Origin of the sequence: Kribbella sp. NBC_01245, assembly GCF_036226525.1 — a bacterium.
Lineage (GTDB): Bacteria > Actinomycetota > Actinomycetes > Propionibacteriales > Kribbellaceae > Kribbella.
In genome coordinates this window covers 7016538-7031797 of record NZ_CP108487.1, presented here as the reverse complement: position 1 = coordinate 7031797, position 15260 = coordinate 7016538, and the positions used below count along the sequence as shown (strand labels likewise).

The window sequence follows — 15260 nt, the reverse complement described above, 5'->3', positions numbered from 1 at the left end:
ACCTTCTTCCTGTGGGTGTTCCTTCAGTGCATTGCCTGGTCGCACGCGCGAACGCGCACGACCTGTTGCTCGAACTCGCCTCGTCTGTCCTCGGCGTTCACGTCGACCTGCGCCACGACGACGAGGGCCGGCCGTGGATTGAGGCCGGGCAGCAGCGCTGCTGGGCGAGCGTCAGCCATGGCCGGGATCTGGCCGCGGTCGCGCTGTCGCTGGACGGACCGATCGGCGTGGACATCGAAGCCCGCCGCGAATTCCCCGTCGACGGGATGGTCCGGCGCTGGTTCGACCCGGCCGAGGTGGCCTGGCTGGACGCGCAGGACGATCGGCTCGAGGCGTTCCTGTGGCTCTGGACCGCGAAGGAGGCGGTCGGCAAGGCCCTTGGCAAAGGCCTGCGCGACTCGGGTCTGCGCCGGCTGATGCCGTTGCGGGACGGGCCCGTCGCCGGCACCGAGCTCGTCGTACGGCATCCCGCGATCGAGCTGGACGCCGTACTGGCCGTGGCGGTTCATGTCCCGGCCGATGACGGTAGTGCGGCGGCCCGCAGCGCGGCGAGGTCCCGGACCAACTTCCCGGTGGTCGTTCGCGGCAGCTGATCGAGCACTCGCACACTGCGCGGCCGCTTGTACGACGCGAGGCGCTCGGCCAGCTCGGCCTCGATCCGCGCGACCGGGCGACCGTCCGCCAGCTGTAGGTAGGCGGTGATCCACTTGTCGAACACCACCACCGCGGCCGTGACACCGGTCAGCTCGCCGAGTGCGGCCTCCACCTCGGTCAGGTCGACCTTGAGACCGCCGACCGAGACCTGCGAATCCAGCCGGCCCTTGATACTGACGAGCCGGGTGACGGGATCGACCTCGCCCGCGTCCTTAGTACGCAGCCAGCCGTCGGCCCAGCGAGCCGGATCCGACAGCCCGATGTACGGCGATTCGGGCCGGCTGACCCAGAGCTCGCCATCGACCTCGCGCACCTCGATCCCCGGCGCCGGGAGGATCGCCGGCCGGTGCTGGCCGAACAGGTCGGTCCCGATCACGCCGACCTCGGTCATCCCGTACATGTTGCCGAGCACAGCGTCGTACCTCTCGGCGAACGCCTCAGCCACTGCCGCCTGGACGAGCTCGCCACCCGTGGTCATCCGGCGGAACTGCGGCAGGCGTGGTGGTTCTTTGATCGAGGCCAGCAAGCCGATGTGGAACGGCACTCCCAGCACGGTCGCGGGCGTGTCCTGCGCAGCGATGGCCTGAAGAATGCTGTCGCCCGTCATCCGCTCCGGCGGCACCAGCTCGACCCCGGCATGCAGGCCGTACATCAGACCGCCGACGAGACCGAGCACGTGCACCATCGAGGGCAGCAGGATGATCCGCTCGCCCTTGAGCGCGACGCCCGGGATCTGGGTATAGCGCTGGACCTCGGCGATGAGGTCTTCCGCCGTACGCCCGATCACCTTGGACGGCCCGGTCGAGCCCGAGCTGAGCTGCACCACGGCATGCGAGGTCGCGGCCGGGCGGCCGGAATAGCTCGCCACGGTCGTCTGGATGTCGTGGAACGTGCGCAATCCACCCGCCGTCGGGCCCGAGGGCTCGACAACGACCTGCGGAACCAGTCGCTCGATCGCCCGCCGGACCTCGTGATCGGTCAGCCGGTGGTCCAGCAGAATTGCTTGCGCACCGGTCCGCCAGACCGCGAGTAAATGGGCCACAAAAGCGATTGAAGGTGGCAATCTGAGGACTGCCGAACCGCCCGCTCGTAACCCTGCGTCCGCGAGTTCGGATTGTCGCTCGGAAACCAGGCGGCGAAGCATTCCCCGGTCGATTACGGCGGGCAACCGAAAGCAGACATCGTCCGCCTGGCCGGCCAGCAGAACTTCCTCGACCCACCCGCCGTCCGCCCTGTTTCCGGGCAGCACAAAAGCACTGTCGATGGTCATCCGTGACTCCGAAGATGGCCTTGCATACAAAAGGAATTGGGCCGCCGGCGCTCCCCAAAGCTCGGCGTAAACGAGACCTTACGACAGGTTGCCGATTCACGCTATATCAACGTTAGGTAAGCCTGTCATCACCGAAAGCAACCTAGGTTTGATCGCTGGGCTTTCGGTCGAAAATGAGGTTGGATACACGCGTTGGGGGCGGCGTCTGGGGTGGGCGCCAGATACTTCATGGGCCTCATTCAAACATTCGCTTCAGCCTGCCCTGAAACAGCAGCAGGCATTTTCAAGAGCAGAAGTTTGAATTGCGGTCTATTCCGCACCAAACCCGTGAACGCAGGGGAAAACCTTTACGCCGCGGGCCCTTGTCCCTAAGCCCCGCGAATGGTCAATGGACAGCGCGCTTGACCCTGACGCCGCGTCAACCCTTCACCCTGATGGCAGCCAGTTCCGCACAGAGGACTGGAACGGCTGCACGAAGGAGGCAGGTTATGACGATCGCTGGTCCGGCGATTCGCGTTCGAGGTCTGGAGAAGTCGTACGGCGAGCTCGAAGTACTGCGGGGTGTGGACTTCGACGTGGCACCGGGAAGCATCTTCGCCCTGCTCGGCTCGAACGGGGCGGGCAAGACCACGCTCGTGCGGATCCTGGCAACACTGCTGAAGGCCGACGCCGGGTCGGCCGGAGTCAACGGCTTCGACGTCGCCACACAACCGTCGAACGTGCGGGAATCCTTCAGCCTCACCGGGCAGTTCGCCGCCGTCGACGAGATCCTCAGCGGGCGGGAGAACCTCGTGCTGGTCGCGAAGCTGCGCCGCCTCAAGCACCCGGGCGCGATCGCGGATGACCTGCTGAGACGTTTCTCGCTGACCGACGCGGGCGTTCGGAAGGTGTCCACCTACTCAGGTGGGATGCGTCGCCGGCTGGACATCGCGATGAGCCTGATCGGGAATCCGGCGGTGATCTTCCTGGACGAGCCGACGACCGGACTCGACCCCGAGGCGCGCATCGAGGTGTGGGAAACCGTGCGGGGTCTCGCCGGGCGCGGCACGACGGTACTGCTCACCACGCAGTATCTGGAGGAGGCCGAGCAGCTCGCCGACCGGATCGCGATCCTGCACCAGGGCCGGATCATCGTGAACGGCACCCTCGCCGAGCTGAAGCAGCTGCTGCCACCCGCCAAGGTCGAGTACGTCGAGAAGCAACCCTCCCTCGAAGACGTCTTCTTCGCGGTCGTCGGCAACGCCGGCGACCACAAGACCGGGAAGTAGGAACCATGACCACGCACTTCTTCGGCGACACCGCCGTCCTGACCGGGCGGAGCCTGCGCCACGTCACGCGCAGCGTGGACACCATCATCACGACCGCGCTGATGCCGATCGCCATGATGCTGATGTTCGTCTACGTGCTCGGCGGCGCCATCGACATCGGTCCGGGCCAATACATCGACTACATGCTGCCCGGCATCCTGCTCATCACGATCGCCTCTGGGATCGCTTACACCGCGTTCCGGCTGTTCATGGACATGAAGAGCGGGATCTTCGAGCGGTTCCAGTCGATGCCGATCGCACGCTCGGGCGTGCTGTGGGCCCACGTGCTGACCTCGCTGGTTGCCAATGTGATCTCGCTGGTGCTCGTCGTTGCCGTCGCTTTGCTGATGGGCTTCCGTTCAGGCGCCGGCGTCGCGGCGTGGCTCGGAGTGGTCGGCATCTTGCTCCTGTTCACCCTGGCGCTGACCTGGCTCGCCGTCATCCCCGGTCTGTCCGCGCAGACCATGGAAGGCGCGAGCGCGTTCTCCTACCCGCTGCTCTTCCTGCCCTTCCTCAGCTCGGCGTTCGTGCCCACCGAGACCATGCCCGGCCCGGTGCGCTGGTTCGCCGAGAACCAGCCGGTGACCTCCATCGTCAACATCATCCGGGCCCTGTTCACCCAGCAGCCGGTCGGCACCGACATCTGGATCGCCCTGGGCTGGTGTGTCGGCATCCTCGTGGTGGCCTACGCCTTGGCGATGGTGACCTACCGCCGCAAGATCGCCTGAGGCAGTCTGAGACCCATGCTCACCATCAGCCGGCTGGCGGCACACGCGGGAGTGACGGTGCGGGCGGTTCGCCACTACCACCAGATCGGATTGCTGCCGGAGCCCGAACGCGACCACTCCGGCTACCGGGCCTACAACGCCGCCGCGGTCGTACGACTGATCCAGATCCACACCCTGGCGGACGCCGGCGTGCCGCTGGCCCGCGTACAGGAGCTGCTCGACGCCGGCGCGGAGGAGTTCGCCGCCGGGGTCGAGCAGATCGACAAGGAACTGCTCGCCGAGATCCGGCGGCTGCAGAGCACCCGCAAACGACTCGCCAGGCTGGCCGCCGGAGAGCACTTGGCGCTGCCGGAAAGCGTCGTCGGCTACCTCGACCGATTACGTGGACTTGGCGTCGGAGAGTGGTACATCGAGCTGGAGCGGGACGCCTGGATCATGGTCGCCGCCCAAGTGCCGCACCTGGTCGACGCCGTCATCGCCATGAAGCACGCGAGTCTTGAAGACCCCGACATGGTGAAGCTCTACGGCTATCTCCAGGGGCCCCTCGACTGGACGGCCGATGATCCGCGAATCGTCGAGATCGCCGACATCCTGGAGCGCGTCATGATCCGTGCGGTGGAGGCCGGCGAAATGAACGCCGAAGGTTTCGATGACCAGTTCGTCGACCTCATGGACGCGACCATGCTGGAGTCGGCACCGGGCGCTGAGCAGCTGCTGGCGATCCTGGCGGAGCGGGGCTGGAAGGGGTGGACCCGCGTCGAGCGAGTGCCTGCCAACAGAGTCAGCCGTCCCCCAGCTTGAGTTGCCATTCCTGGTGGGCCTCGACCGGGCGGAATCCCAGTTGGGCATTGACCGCGTTCATGTGGTCGTTCTGCCGCGCGTTCCAGGTGTGGACGACGGCCTTGCCCGGATCGGTCTGCTGGAGTTCGAGGTGGTTGCGGACCTTCAGCGCGAGGCCGAGCCGATGGCCGCGGTGGGCCGGGACGACCAGGGTGTCCCACTGGTAGATGTTGCCGAGGTCCGTCTCCGGCACGTACAGCTCGGTGTGGCCGGCGAGCGTCCCATCCGGTGCGATCGCGACCGTGATCCAGCCATGGCGGCCCTGCGCGATGCTCTGCTCCTCGCGGAAGCGGATCCGCTCGGCGTCCCACACCTCCGGCTGATGGTCGATCTCACCGGACGGCGCCTCGGCCGCGAAGACCGTGTGCAACTGGGCGAAGGCGTCGACGAGCTCATCCGGACAGCGGTCCTGCCAAGTGACGAGCTTGTACCCGTCGTGCTTCTCCGCCGCCTCGACCGCGAGCCTGGTCAGCAGCGCCTCGTCGACCGGCAGCTCCAGCACCCGATGCATCTCGGTATTCGCCAGCGTGAACCCGAACCCTTCGGCGAAGGCCGCGCCTGGCGACTTCTCGTCAACCGCCTCGACAACGGCGAGCAGACGCGTGCGCATCCGCTCGGCCGCGATCTGGCGAGCCGCGCCGAACAACGCCGTGCCGTACCCCTGCCGCCGATAAGCCGGTACGACGCCAAGGGTGATCCGCATCGAGTCGGTGTTATCCGCCAGCGGGATCTCCACGAACAGCCCGCCCGCGACCTCGCGAGAGCCATCCCGGATGATCCAGATTTCCTGCGCCCAGTATTTCTCGTCCCGGGTCAGGCCGACCAGCATCTCCTCGCGACTCCAGCTGGTCGGGAACTCCCGGCCATCCTCGAGCGCCTCGGTCCACGCGTCGTACCAGGCGTTGAAGTCATCGGCATTACGCGGATCGATCCGCTCGGGAGTCAGCACGCAGCCCACCCTAATGTCGGGTTTAAGCGCGCGCGCCCAGTTTTCCGAGCGCCACGGCGACCCGGCCGCCGGACTGCTCGAGCGCGGTGCGGGCCTCGGCGATGTCCGCACCGGTCAAAAGGTGCACCAGCGCGGGCTTCAGCTCGCCATCGGCGCCGACGAGCGCCTGCTCACAGGCCTCGGCATCGGCACCGGTCGCCTCGGCCAGAATGCGCAGCATCCGGCCACGAAGTTTGTTGTTGGTGGCAACCATGTCGACCATCAGGTTCGACCAGGTCCGGCCGAGCTTGATCATCAGCGTGGTGGAGAAGCTGTTCAGGATCAGCTTCTGCGCCGTGCCCGCTTTCAACCGGGTCGAACCGGCGATCACCTCGGGGCCGGTATCGGCCGCGATGACGATGTCGGCCAGCTCGGCCAACGGGGCCGCCGGGTTCGAGGTGACCAGTGCGGTCACCGCGCCGACCGCCCGGGCGGCGCGAAGGGCCCCGGCGACGTACGGCGTACTGCCGGAGGCCGCCAGGCCGATCACGACGTCGAGCCGGGTGACGGCGGCCGCGTCCAGCTCGCCGCCGTCGACCGAGTCCTCGACGTTCTCGACAGCCCGTAGCAGCGCATCCATGCCGCCCGCATGATGCGCCACTACGAGATCATCCGGTGCGTGGAAGGTGGGCATCAGCTCAGCGGCGTCCAGCACCGCGAGCCGTCCCGACGTACCCGCACCGAAGTAGTGCACCCGTCCACCAGCCCGGACCGCCTCGACGGCGGCGTCCACCAGCTTCGACAGCTGGGGGATCACCTCGCTGACGGCCCCGGCGACGCGCGCGTCCTCGGAGTTCAGCATGGTCAGGATCTCGGTGGTGCCGACCGCATCGATCGCGTGCGTGCGCGGATTGCGTTGCTCGGTCGGGGTGATCACATATTGAATGTTAGTTTCCTACCGAAGGAATATCAATTCTGTTGACCGTTAACGGCGCGTGGCGAGACGAATCCCGCCGGCGACACGAGTGCTCGCACCGGCCGAACAGAGCTTGAACGGTTTATGAGTCAGTGGCTGTCGGGCTTCAGGTGGTGCCCACGGACGGCGCTGTACGTCGTCTCGAGCGCCTTCCGCGCATCGGGCAGCACCTGTTGGGCCACTCCGATGAAAACGCAGTCCACCACCATCAGCTGCGCGATCCGGCTCGACGTCGCACCCGAGCGGTACGTCGTCTCCCGCGCGGCCGTGGTGAGGACCAGGTCAGCGGTCTTCGCCAGCGGGGAACGCGGGAAGTTCGTAATGGCGACCGTGGTAGCGCCGTGCTTGGCCGCTTCCTCCAGCGCCTCGACCACCTCGGCCGTCGTACCGGTATGAGAGATGCCGACGGCAACATCGCCGTCGCCGAGCAGCGCGGCGCTGGTCAGCGCGACGTGCACGTCGGACCAGGCGAAGGCGACCCGGCGGATCCGGTGCAGCTTCTGCTGCAGGTCGAGCGCGACGAAGCCGCTCGCGCCCAGACCGTAGATGTCGACCCTCGGCGCCTTCGCCACCGCGGCGACAACGGCGGCCAGGGCGTTCATGTCGAGCTGCTGCGCGGTTTCACGCACGGCCCGCTCGTCGGCGAAGGCGACCTTGCCGACCACCTCGGCCAGGGTGTCCCCAGGCTCGATGTCACCGCCCACCTCGGGCCGTACGTTGTCCGTCGCGGACTGCGCGGCGAGTTGGAGCCGGAGCTGCGGGTAACCGGGGACGCCGATCTGCTTGCAGAACCGGATGACCGTGGTCTCGGAGGTGGACGCCACCTCCGCCAGCTCCGAGATCGTCATCGCGGCCACGCCGCCGGGATCGGCCAGCACCGCATTCGCCACCCGTTGCTCGGCCGGTGCCAGCGCGGGCATCACCGCGCGGACCCGGACCAGCAGCGGCCCCGTGGGTTCGGGAGAGGTCATCGACGAAGTCATATCGCCACGTTACGGCGCAAACCACACGAGTGGGGTCACCGACGCGAAAGTCTCCAACCTGTTGCAGAGAATGACTGTGGGTTCCGTTCCCCATCAAGCAGTACCTGGTCGGGACTGACAACCTTGACACCATCGACATACACGCCCCGGCCGGTGTAAAGGGCGTCCGTCGTGTAGCGCCATCTGAGCGTCTGCTCGCCCGCTCCCAGTTCGGCGGAGGCCTGCAACCAATGCCGGTCCCGGGTGCCGCCGATCGCGCCGTCGAGATCCGTCACCGAGCCCCGATCGCGAACGGTGAAAGGAACCTTGGCCCACGTAGTCCCACCATCGGCCGAACTCTCCAGGTAGAGCAGATCCGAATCCTCGGTGTCCACGAACAGGTCGAACGACAGCTTCGCCCCTTCAACCGGTACGGCGACCTTGGCGTCCAGCGTGCTCGTAGACGCGTCAGCAGTCCCCGAGAACCAGGCGTCCTGGCCGTGCCGCGGCTGCACGCCCAGCGCCAGCGCGAGCCCTTGCACAACGGCCCGGCGCGCGGGGTTGTTGGTGCCCCAGCTGCGGCTCGGGTGCACCCGGTTCGTCAGCAGGATCGCGAACGACCGGGAGTCGAAGTCGATCACCAACGACGTACCCGTATAGCCGGTGTGACCGGCCGTGCGGTCCGAGGCCAGACCGCTCATGTACCAACGCTGGTTGAGTTCGAAGCCCAGACCATGGTCGTTGCCGGGGAAGCCAGGCGTGAAATTCGTGACCATTGCGGTGACCGACGCCTGTTGCAGGATGCGCCGCCCGTCGTACGTTCCGCCGTTGAGGAAGGCCTGCGCGAGCACGGCCAGGTCGTCCGCGGTCGAGAAGACGCCGGCATGCCCGGCGACACCGCCCAAGGACCACGCGTTCTCGTCGTGCACCGAGCCCTGGACCATGCCGCGCGGCGGGGCCGACTGGAACTCGGTCGCGGCGATGCGCTGCTTCTTGGCCGGGTCCGGGTTGTAGCCGGTCTCGCGCATCCGTAGCGGTTTGGTGATGCCGTCGGCAACCAACTGGTCGAGCGGCTTACCCGACACGCGGGCCGCGGTCTCACCGAGCGAGATGAGGTTCAGGTCGCTGTAGAGGTACTTCACGCCGGGCGCACTGGTCGGTTTGGCCGTCAGCGCCATCTGCATCCGGGCGGCCGGGTCGGGCGCGCCACTCCACAACGGCAGCCACGCGGGCAGACCGGTCGTGTGCGTAAGCGCTTGCCGAACGGTGATCGCCTCCTTGCCGTTGGCCGCGAACTCCGGCACGTACGTCGCGATCGGGGCGTCGAGGTCGATCCGGCCGGCCTCGACCTGCTGCATCACCACGATCGAGGTGAACAGCTTCGAGACGGAGGCCAGGTCGAAGATCGTGTCCGTCCGCATCGCGATCTGCTGGTCCGCGGGCAGCTCCGTACCGTTGCCGTCGGCAAACTTCAGCGCCTTGCCGGTGGCGGTACGGGTGACGATCTTGCCGTCGTGCCCGAGCAACGTGACCGCGCCCGCGAACATCGGCTTGACCGTGCCGTTCGGCCGGGTCCAGTTGTCCACGGCCTGCAGCGCCGCGTCGATCGGCGCGGGGTCGAGCCCGGCCTGGGCAGGCGTCGACGTCCGCAACATGGTCGACTTCGCGGCATAGCCGTCCTGCGGCCGGTCGAACCGGCCGCGCGGGTTGTTGCCACCGGCAACTGCTGGAGCGGTCATCGTGAGTACCAGGGTAGAGAGCGCGGTCACAGCGATCGCACGTCTCACTGGTGATCCCCCTTGTAGAGAAGGTATTTCGCCCGGCGCGCGTTCCAGGCCTCGGTCTCGCTCTGCCAGGCGGCGACGATCTCCTCGGCCGAGGCACCGGCGACCAACATGGTGCGGAAGCGATCCGATCCGGTCAGCAGGTCGATCCACCGTCCGGGCGGGTTCTCCGTCCGCCAGGCGAACTGCTGCGGGTACAACCGGCGGGCCTCGACGATCATGTGCGTCGCTGCCAGGATCGCCTCGACCTTGTCCCGATCGGTGATCTGGACCTGGACGCCACCGCAGAGCACGTTCGCGTTCTTGCTGATGAACGGCGTGAAGTACGCCTCGCGGAACTCGACACCCGGGATGTTCTTGGCTTGGAGCGCCTTCGCCCACTGGTAGTCGACGTACGGCGCGCCGATCAGTTCGAACGGCCGGGTGGTTCCGCGCCCCTCGGACATGTTCGTCGCCTCGAACAGGCACGTCCCCGGGTAAAGCAGGGCCGTGTCCGGCGTCGGCATGTTCGGCGAAGGCATCACCCAGGTCAGCCCCGTGTCGACGTACGTCTGCTCGCGACGCCAGTTCTTCACGGTGATGACCTGGAGTTCCTTGAGCCGCGCGCCGCCCGTGTCGAGCGGCAGGTACTCGGCGTTGAAGAGACGGGCTAGCTCGCCCACGGTCATCCCGTGCTGCTGGATGATCTCCTCCTTGCCGACGCCGGAGGTGTATCCCGGCTTCAGCATCGGCCCGCGGGCGTACCCGCCGACGGGGTTCGGCCGATCCAGGACGACGAACTTGGCGCCGGTCTGGACGGCCGCGACCATCGCTTCGTACATGGTCCAGATGTAGGTGTAGAACCGCGATCCGACGTCCTGGATGTCGAACACCACCGTCTCGACACCGGACTTCGTGTAGAGCGCGGCGAATTTGGCGGCATTCGCGCCATGGGCGTCGTACACCATGATCCCGGTGCGCGGATCGCGTTGATCGGGCTCGGAACCACCCGCTTGCGCCGTACCGCGGAAACCATGCTCGGGCCCGAAGACCGCGACCACGTTGACCTTCTTGGACGCGTGCATGGTGTCGACGATGTGCTGCAGGTCGTCGGTGATCCCGGTCGGGTTGCTGATCACGCCGACCTTCTGCCCGGCGAGGGCGCCCCAACCGGTGTCCGCGAGGGACTGCGCGCCGGTGACGACCTTCTTCTTGTCGGCGGCGGTTTGGGCCGCCGCCGGGCTGACCGATACGAGGGGCGCAGCAGCGGCGAGGCCGGCTCCTGCGAGGAGGGAACGTCGTTTCATCGTCACCAGCTCAGTCCGTGGCCGAAGGGGTAGAGGACGGTCGTGGGCTGACCCGCGACCGGGATGTCCACGGGCAGCTTGCCGGCCGGCTTGATCTCGCCGTACAGGACTTTGGCCAGCGACTCCATCGAAACGCCCGTGAAGGAGTACGTCGCGACGTAGGTCGGGGCGGCGTCGAAGTAGGCGATGTCGTATGGGTCGCGGACGGCCACCACGATGACGGTCTTACCGGTCGCCAGCAGGGCCTTGACCAGCTTCTGCTGCTTGGCCAGTTTGTCGGTCACCTTGGTGTCCCAGGCCTTCTGGGTGAGCACCACGGTCACGTCGTTCAGCTGGGACTTCGCGACCGCGTCGTCGATCGCGACATCGGTCGGCGCCGCGCCGGTCTCCCGCACGGTCGTGGTCGCGCCACGCTTGGTCAGGTTGGCGGCCAGCGTCGCGGTGGTGGTGACACCCCAGCCGGTGACGAGAATCGACTTCGGGTCCTTGCTCAGCGGCAGGGTGTTGGTGTCGTTCTTCACCAGGGTCGTGGACTTGTCGACGATGGTCTGCGCGGTCGCGAGGCTGGCCGGCGTTCCGACTGTGGTGGCCACCTTGGCCGGGTCGACGAAGGGCGAGGTGAGAATGCCGCGCTTGAGCTTCAGCAGCAGGATCCGCGCGACGCTCTCGTCGATGCGGCGCTCGCTGATCCGGCCCGACTTCACGGCGTCAACGACGGCCTTGAACTGGACGTCCGGCGCGGGCGGCAGCAGCAGCTGGTCGGCGCCTGCCTCGATGGCACGGACGGCCACCTCGGCGTCGCCGTACTTGAGCCGGACCGCGCCCATCTCCAGCGCGTCGGTGCAGACGACGCCGCGGAAGCCGAGCTGGCCGCGCAGGATGTCGGTCAGGATCGGCTTGCTCAGCGTGGCCGGATCACCCGAGGGGTCCAGCGACGGCACCGCGATGTGCGCGGTCATGATCGAGTCGATGCCCTCCGCGATCGCAGCCTTGAACGGAGGCGCGTCGATCGCGTTCCACTCCGCCACGCTGTGGTTGATCGTCGGCAGGGACGCGTTGTGGCTGTCGTCGACCGTGTCGCCGTGACCCGGGAAGTGCTTGGCGGTCGAGATGATCTTGGCGTCCTTCTCGTACCCCTGCACCTGCGCGACCGTGAGGTCCGAGACGAGCTGCGGGTTCGAGGAGAAGGAGCGGACCCCGATGACCGGGTTGAGCGCGTTCACGTTCACGTCGGCGACCGGCGCGTAGTTCTGCCGGATGCCCATCGCCTTCAGCTCGCGCCCGGTGATACCGGCCGCGGTCCGGGCGTCGGCGACGCTGCGGGCCGCGCCGTGCGCCATGTTGCCGCCGAACTGGGTGGCCGGCGGGCCGACTCGTACGACGACGCCCTGCTCCTGGTCGGTCGCGATTGACATCGGCAGGCGCATGCCGGTGTTCGTGGCCTGACGCTGGAGCGCGTTGCTGTAGGTCGCCAACTGGGTCGGGTTCTCGACGTTGCCACGGGCGCTGAAGTAGATCCAGCCGCCCGGCTTGTACTTCGAGATCACCTCGGCCGGCGTGGCAACGCCGTACAGCGTGGTGTTGCGGGCATCGGGCGCGTCAGCCTTCGGGCCATAGGCGAACAGCACGAACAGCTGCCCGACCTTCTCCTCCAGCGACATCCCCTGGATCGTGCCCATGGCCCGCTGCTCAGGCGTCAGCGGCGGCTGCTCGGACGGGCTCGCGGCGGCGACGCCGGCAGTGAGTAAGGCGGCGGATGTGACGGCAGCCAGACTGGCTGCGGCAAAGCGGCGTACGGCGGACATGACCGACCCCTCAGGTAATTGAATTACAACGAGACTCCCCCGCCACGAAAGTTACCCACGCGCGCGGAGGGCGGTCAAGGCTTCGGGAAAACAGTAAACCCGCCCAGCCGAAGCTGGACGGGTCTCCTGCGCGTCTTTTGAAGCAGTCTCGCGTTAGAGCTTGAGCGCGGTGGCCACGATCGTCGCGAGGTCTTCGGCGACCTCTTGGGCGGTGGCGGCCGACTCGGCTTCGACCATGACGCGGACCAGTGGCTCGGTGCCCGAGGGGCGGAGCAGAACCCGGCCGGTGTCGCCGAGGCGGGTGGTCGCGGCGGCGACGGCGGACTGGACGTCCGAATCGGTGCCGGCGCGGGTCTTGTCGACGTTCGGCACGTTGATCAGGACCTGCGGGAGCCGGACCATGACCGCGGCCAGCTCCTGCAGGGACTTGCCGGTCTGGGCCATCCGCGCCAGCAGCATCAGCGCCGTCAGGGTGCCGTCACCGGTGGTCGCGTGGTCGGACAGGATCACGTGACCCGACTGCTCACCGCCGAGTTTGTGACCGCCGGCCTTCATGGCCTCCAGCACGTACCGGTCGCCGACCTTGGTCTGCTCGACCGCGATCTGCTCGCGGACCATCGCCTGCACGAAGCCGAGATTGCTCATCACGGTTGCGACGACGGTGTCGTTCGGCAAGGTGCCCGCGTCGCGCATGGCCAAAGCCAGCACCGCCAGGATCTGGTCGCCGTCCACGAGCGCACCGGTGTGGTCGACCGCCAGGCAGCGATCGGCGTCACCGTCGAGGGCGATACCGACATCGGCGCCGTGGCCGACGACCTCGCGGCGCAGCCCCTCCATGTGGGTGGAGCCGCAGTCGAGGTTGATGTTCAGGCCGTCGGGCTTGGCCGCATAGGTGATCACCTCGGCGCCCAGGCGGCGCAAGGCCTCCGGGGCGGTCTGGTAGGCGGCACCGTTGGCGCAGTCGACAACGACCTTAAGACCGTCGAACCGGTTCGGGGTGGACCGGACCAGATGCGAGACGTACGTCTCGAACCCCTGGTCGTCGTCCAGCACGCGCCCGACCGCGGCACCCGTCGGGCGCTGCCACTCCTCGGCCAGATGGGCCTCGATCGCATCCTCGATGCGGTCGTCGAGCTTGATCCCGCCGCGTGCGAGGAACTTCACGCCGTTGTCGGGCATCGGGTTGTGGCTGGCCGACAGCATCACGCCGAGATCGGCACCGGTCGAACCGGTCAGATGCGCGACGGCCGGGGTCGGCAGCACGCCGAGCTTGACCACGTCGACGCCGGCACTGGCCAATCCGGCCACCACGGCGGCTTCCAGGAACTCACCACTGGCGCGCGGATCTCTGCCCACAACGGCGCGTGGCCGGTGCCCTTCGAAGGCACCGGCCTCGCCGAGTACATGAGCGGCCGCGACCGAAAGGTCGAGAGCCAGCTCCGCGGTCAGGTCCACGTTCGCCAGGCCACGGACACCGTCCGTGCCGAACAAACGCCCCATCAGGAGATCAGCGCTTGCTGTACTGCGGAGCCTTACGGGCCTTCTTGAGACCGGCCTTCTTACGCTCCTTGATCCGCGCGTCGCGGGTGAGCAGGCCGGCCTTCTTCAGACCGGGGCGGTTCGCCTCCTCGTCGGCGGCGTTCAGGCAGCGGGCCACGCCGAGCTGCAGCGCGCCGGCCTGGCCGGTGATGCCGCCGCCGTTGATGCGGGCGATGACGTCGTAGGAGCCCTCGAGGCCCGCGACGACGAACGGCTCGTTGACGAGCTGCTGGTGAACCTTGTTCGGGAAGTAGACGTCCAACGGCTTGCCGTTGACGGTCCAGTTACCGGAACCGGGGACCAAACGAACGCGGGCGACAGCCTCCTTGCGGCGGCCGACGGCCCCCGCCGGGTTGATCACCGCGACGCGGCCGGTCTCGGCCCGCTGCTCCGGGGTCGGGTTCGTCTCGGAGGTGTACGCGACCGGGCCCTCGGTGTCGATGGGCACCTCAAGCTCGAGGTCGTCGCTGGTCTCGGTGGTGATGTCGCTCACGCTGTGAATCCTCGATTAACTGGCTCGTCGACCGCTACTGGGCGATCTGGGTGATCTCGAAAGACTTCGGCTGCTGGGCCGCGTGCGGGTGCTCCGGACCGGCGTACACCTTCAGCTTGTTCAGCAGCTGACGGCTGAGGCGGTTCTTGGGGAGCATGCCCCAGACGGCCTTCTCGACGGCCTTGCGCGGGTCCTTGTCGAGGATCTCGCCGATCGGGGTGGCCGTCAGACCACCCGGGTGACCGGAGTGGCGGTAGGCCAGCTTGTCGGTCCGCTTGTTACCGGACAGCGCCACCTTGCCGGCGTTGATGACGATGACGAAGTCGCCCCCGTCGACGTGCGGCGCGAACGTCGGCTTGTGCTTGCCACGCAGCAGGGTGGCGATCTGGACGGCGAGGCGACCGAGCACGACGTCGGTAGCGTCGATCACAAGCCACTCGCGAGTGACGTCAGCAGGCTTGGGGCTGTACGTGCGCACGGTCGTTGACCTTCGTTTCTCAGAGGTTGACAAAAAACTGATGCGTTGGCGAGCGGGCGGCAACCTAGAGCGGATAAGCCTGGAACGCACAACAGCAGCCCAGAATACCGGCGGTGACCGCCTGGGGTCAAAGTGAGCCGTATGCGCTCCGGGACCCCGGGTTGGTTGCGGGCTCGGACCGGATTAGCGTAGCGGACAAGATTGCAGTCT

14 protein-coding genes are annotated in these 15260 nt (G+C 67.4%); 4 read left to right on the top strand and 10 right to left on the bottom strand.

What is annotated here, in order from left to right; all coding sequences use genetic code 11:
- Positions 1-11: 11 nt before the first annotated feature.
- The gene (locus OG394_RS32200) at positions 12-593 is read left to right on the top strand and encodes a 4'-phosphopantetheinyl transferase family protein (RefSeq protein WP_328990928.1); all 582 of its coding nucleotides are present in this window, start codon (positions 12-14) and stop codon (positions 591-593) included.
- Here the strand turns inward: OG394_RS32200 and OG394_RS32195 are convergent.
- Positions 506-1924 carry a class I adenylate-forming enzyme family protein gene (locus tag OG394_RS32195; protein WP_328990927.1) on the bottom strand — a complete coding sequence of 473 codons (1419 nt, stop codon included), beginning with the start codon at positions 1922-1924 and terminating at the stop codon, positions 506-508. The genes OG394_RS32200 and OG394_RS32195 overlap by 88 nt on opposite strands.
- Before the next feature lie 488 nt (positions 1925-2412).
- Between OG394_RS32195 and OG394_RS32190 the strand changes: the two genes are divergently transcribed.
- From OG394_RS32190 to OG394_RS32180, 3 genes are read left to right on the top strand one after another with little or no spacing between them, the layout of a single operon-like run.
- Complete coding sequence (locus tag OG394_RS32190) at positions 2413-3192, top strand: ABC transporter ATP-binding protein (RefSeq protein WP_328990926.1); 780 nt, start codon at positions 2413-2415, stop codon at positions 3190-3192.
- 5 nt (positions 3193-3197) lie between these two features.
- The gene (locus OG394_RS32185) at positions 3198-3959 is read left to right on the top strand and encodes an ABC transporter permease (protein WP_328990925.1); all 762 of its coding nucleotides are present in this window, start codon (positions 3198-3200) and stop codon (positions 3957-3959) included.
- 15 nt (positions 3960-3974) lie between these two features.
- Positions 3975-4760, top strand: a complete 786-nt coding sequence (locus tag OG394_RS32180) for a MerR family transcriptional regulator (RefSeq protein WP_328990924.1) — start codon at positions 3975-3977, stop codon at positions 4758-4760.
- Here OG394_RS32180 and OG394_RS32175 read toward each other — a convergent pair.
- The 9 genes from OG394_RS32175 to rplM all read right to left on the bottom strand — a co-directional run bounded on the left by OG394_RS32175 (position 4741) and on the right by rplM (position 15050).
- Positions 4741-5748: a GNAT family N-acetyltransferase gene (locus OG394_RS32175; RefSeq protein WP_328990923.1), complete on the bottom strand. Its 1008-nt coding sequence runs from the start codon at positions 5746-5748 to the stop codon at positions 4741-4743. The genes OG394_RS32180 and OG394_RS32175 overlap by 20 nt on opposite strands.
- A 22-nt stretch (positions 5749-5770) precedes the next feature.
- On the bottom strand, positions 5771-6664 hold the full coding sequence (gene murQ, locus OG394_RS32170; protein ID WP_328990922.1) for an N-acetylmuramic acid 6-phosphate etherase: 894 nt from the start codon (positions 6662-6664) through the stop codon (positions 5771-5773).
- A 128-nt stretch (positions 6665-6792) separates the two neighbouring features.
- The gene (locus OG394_RS32165; protein WP_328990921.1) at positions 6793-7686 is read right to left on the bottom strand and encodes a MurR/RpiR family transcriptional regulator; all 894 of its coding nucleotides are present in this window, start codon (positions 7684-7686) and stop codon (positions 6793-6795) included.
- Positions 7687-7721: 35 nt separating this feature from the next.
- The gene (locus OG394_RS32160) at positions 7722-9404 is read right to left on the bottom strand and encodes a serine hydrolase (RefSeq protein ID WP_328990920.1); all 1683 of its coding nucleotides are present in this window, start codon (positions 9402-9404) and stop codon (positions 7722-7724) included.
- A gap of 44 nt (positions 9405-9448) precedes the next feature.
- Positions 9449-10735, bottom strand: a complete 1287-nt coding sequence (locus OG394_RS32155) for an exo-beta-N-acetylmuramidase NamZ family protein (protein WP_328990919.1) — start codon at positions 10733-10735, stop codon at positions 9449-9451.
- Between the two features lie 2 nt (positions 10736-10737).
- A complete protein-coding gene (locus OG394_RS32150; RefSeq protein ID WP_328990918.1) occupies positions 10738-12540 on the bottom strand; it encodes a glycoside hydrolase family 3 protein in 1803 nt (600 codons plus the stop codon).
- A gap of 153 nt (positions 12541-12693) precedes the next feature.
- A complete protein-coding gene (gene glmM / locus OG394_RS32145; RefSeq protein WP_328990917.1) occupies positions 12694-14040 on the bottom strand; it encodes a phosphoglucosamine mutase in 1347 nt (448 codons plus the stop codon).
- Between the two features lie 7 nt (positions 14041-14047).
- Positions 14048-14572 (bottom strand): 30S ribosomal protein S9, encoded by a 525-nt coding sequence (rpsI, locus tag OG394_RS32140; protein WP_442914242.1) that lies wholly within the window; start codon positions 14570-14572, stop codon positions 14048-14050.
- Positions 14573-14606: 34 nt separating this feature from the next.
- A complete protein-coding gene (rplM, locus tag OG394_RS32135) occupies positions 14607-15050 on the bottom strand; it encodes a 50S ribosomal protein L13 (protein ID WP_328990916.1) in 444 nt (147 codons plus the stop codon).
- Positions 15051-15260: the final 210 nt, after the last annotated feature.

Bases quoted from the DNA above. Each gene is read 5' to 3' on its own strand.
- OG394_RS32185 (WP_328990925.1), top strand. From the start codon at position 3,198: ATGACCACGCACTTCTTCGGCGACACCGCCGTCCTGACCGGGCGGAGC.
- OG394_RS32150 (WP_328990918.1), bottom strand. From the start codon at position 12,540: ATGTCCGCCGTACGCCGCTTTGCCGCAGCCAGTCTGGCTGCCGTCACA.
- glmM (WP_328990917.1), bottom strand. From the start codon at position 14,040: ATGGGGCGTTTGTTCGGCACGGACGGTGTCCGTGGCCTGGCGAACGTG.
- OG394_RS32160 (WP_328990920.1), bottom strand. From the start codon at position 9,404: ATGACCGCTCCAGCAGTTGCCGGTGGCAACAACCCGCGCGGCCGGTTC.
- OG394_RS32190 (WP_328990926.1), top strand. From the start codon at position 2,413: ATGACGATCGCTGGTCCGGCGATTCGCGTTCGAGGTCTGGAGAAGTCG.
- OG394_RS32180 (WP_328990924.1), top strand. From the start codon at position 3,975: ATGCTCACCATCAGCCGGCTGGCGGCACACGCGGGAGTGACGGTGCGG.
- OG394_RS32195 (WP_328990927.1), bottom strand. From the start codon at position 1,924: ATGACCATCGACAGTGCTTTTGTGCTGCCCGGAAACAGGGCGGACGGC.
- OG394_RS32155 (WP_328990919.1), bottom strand. From the start codon at position 10,735: ATGAAACGACGTTCCCTCCTCGCAGGAGCCGGCCTCGCCGCTGCTGCG.
- OG394_RS32165 (WP_328990921.1), bottom strand. From the start codon at position 7,686: ATGACTTCGTCGATGACCTCTCCCGAACCCACGGGGCCGCTGCTGGTC.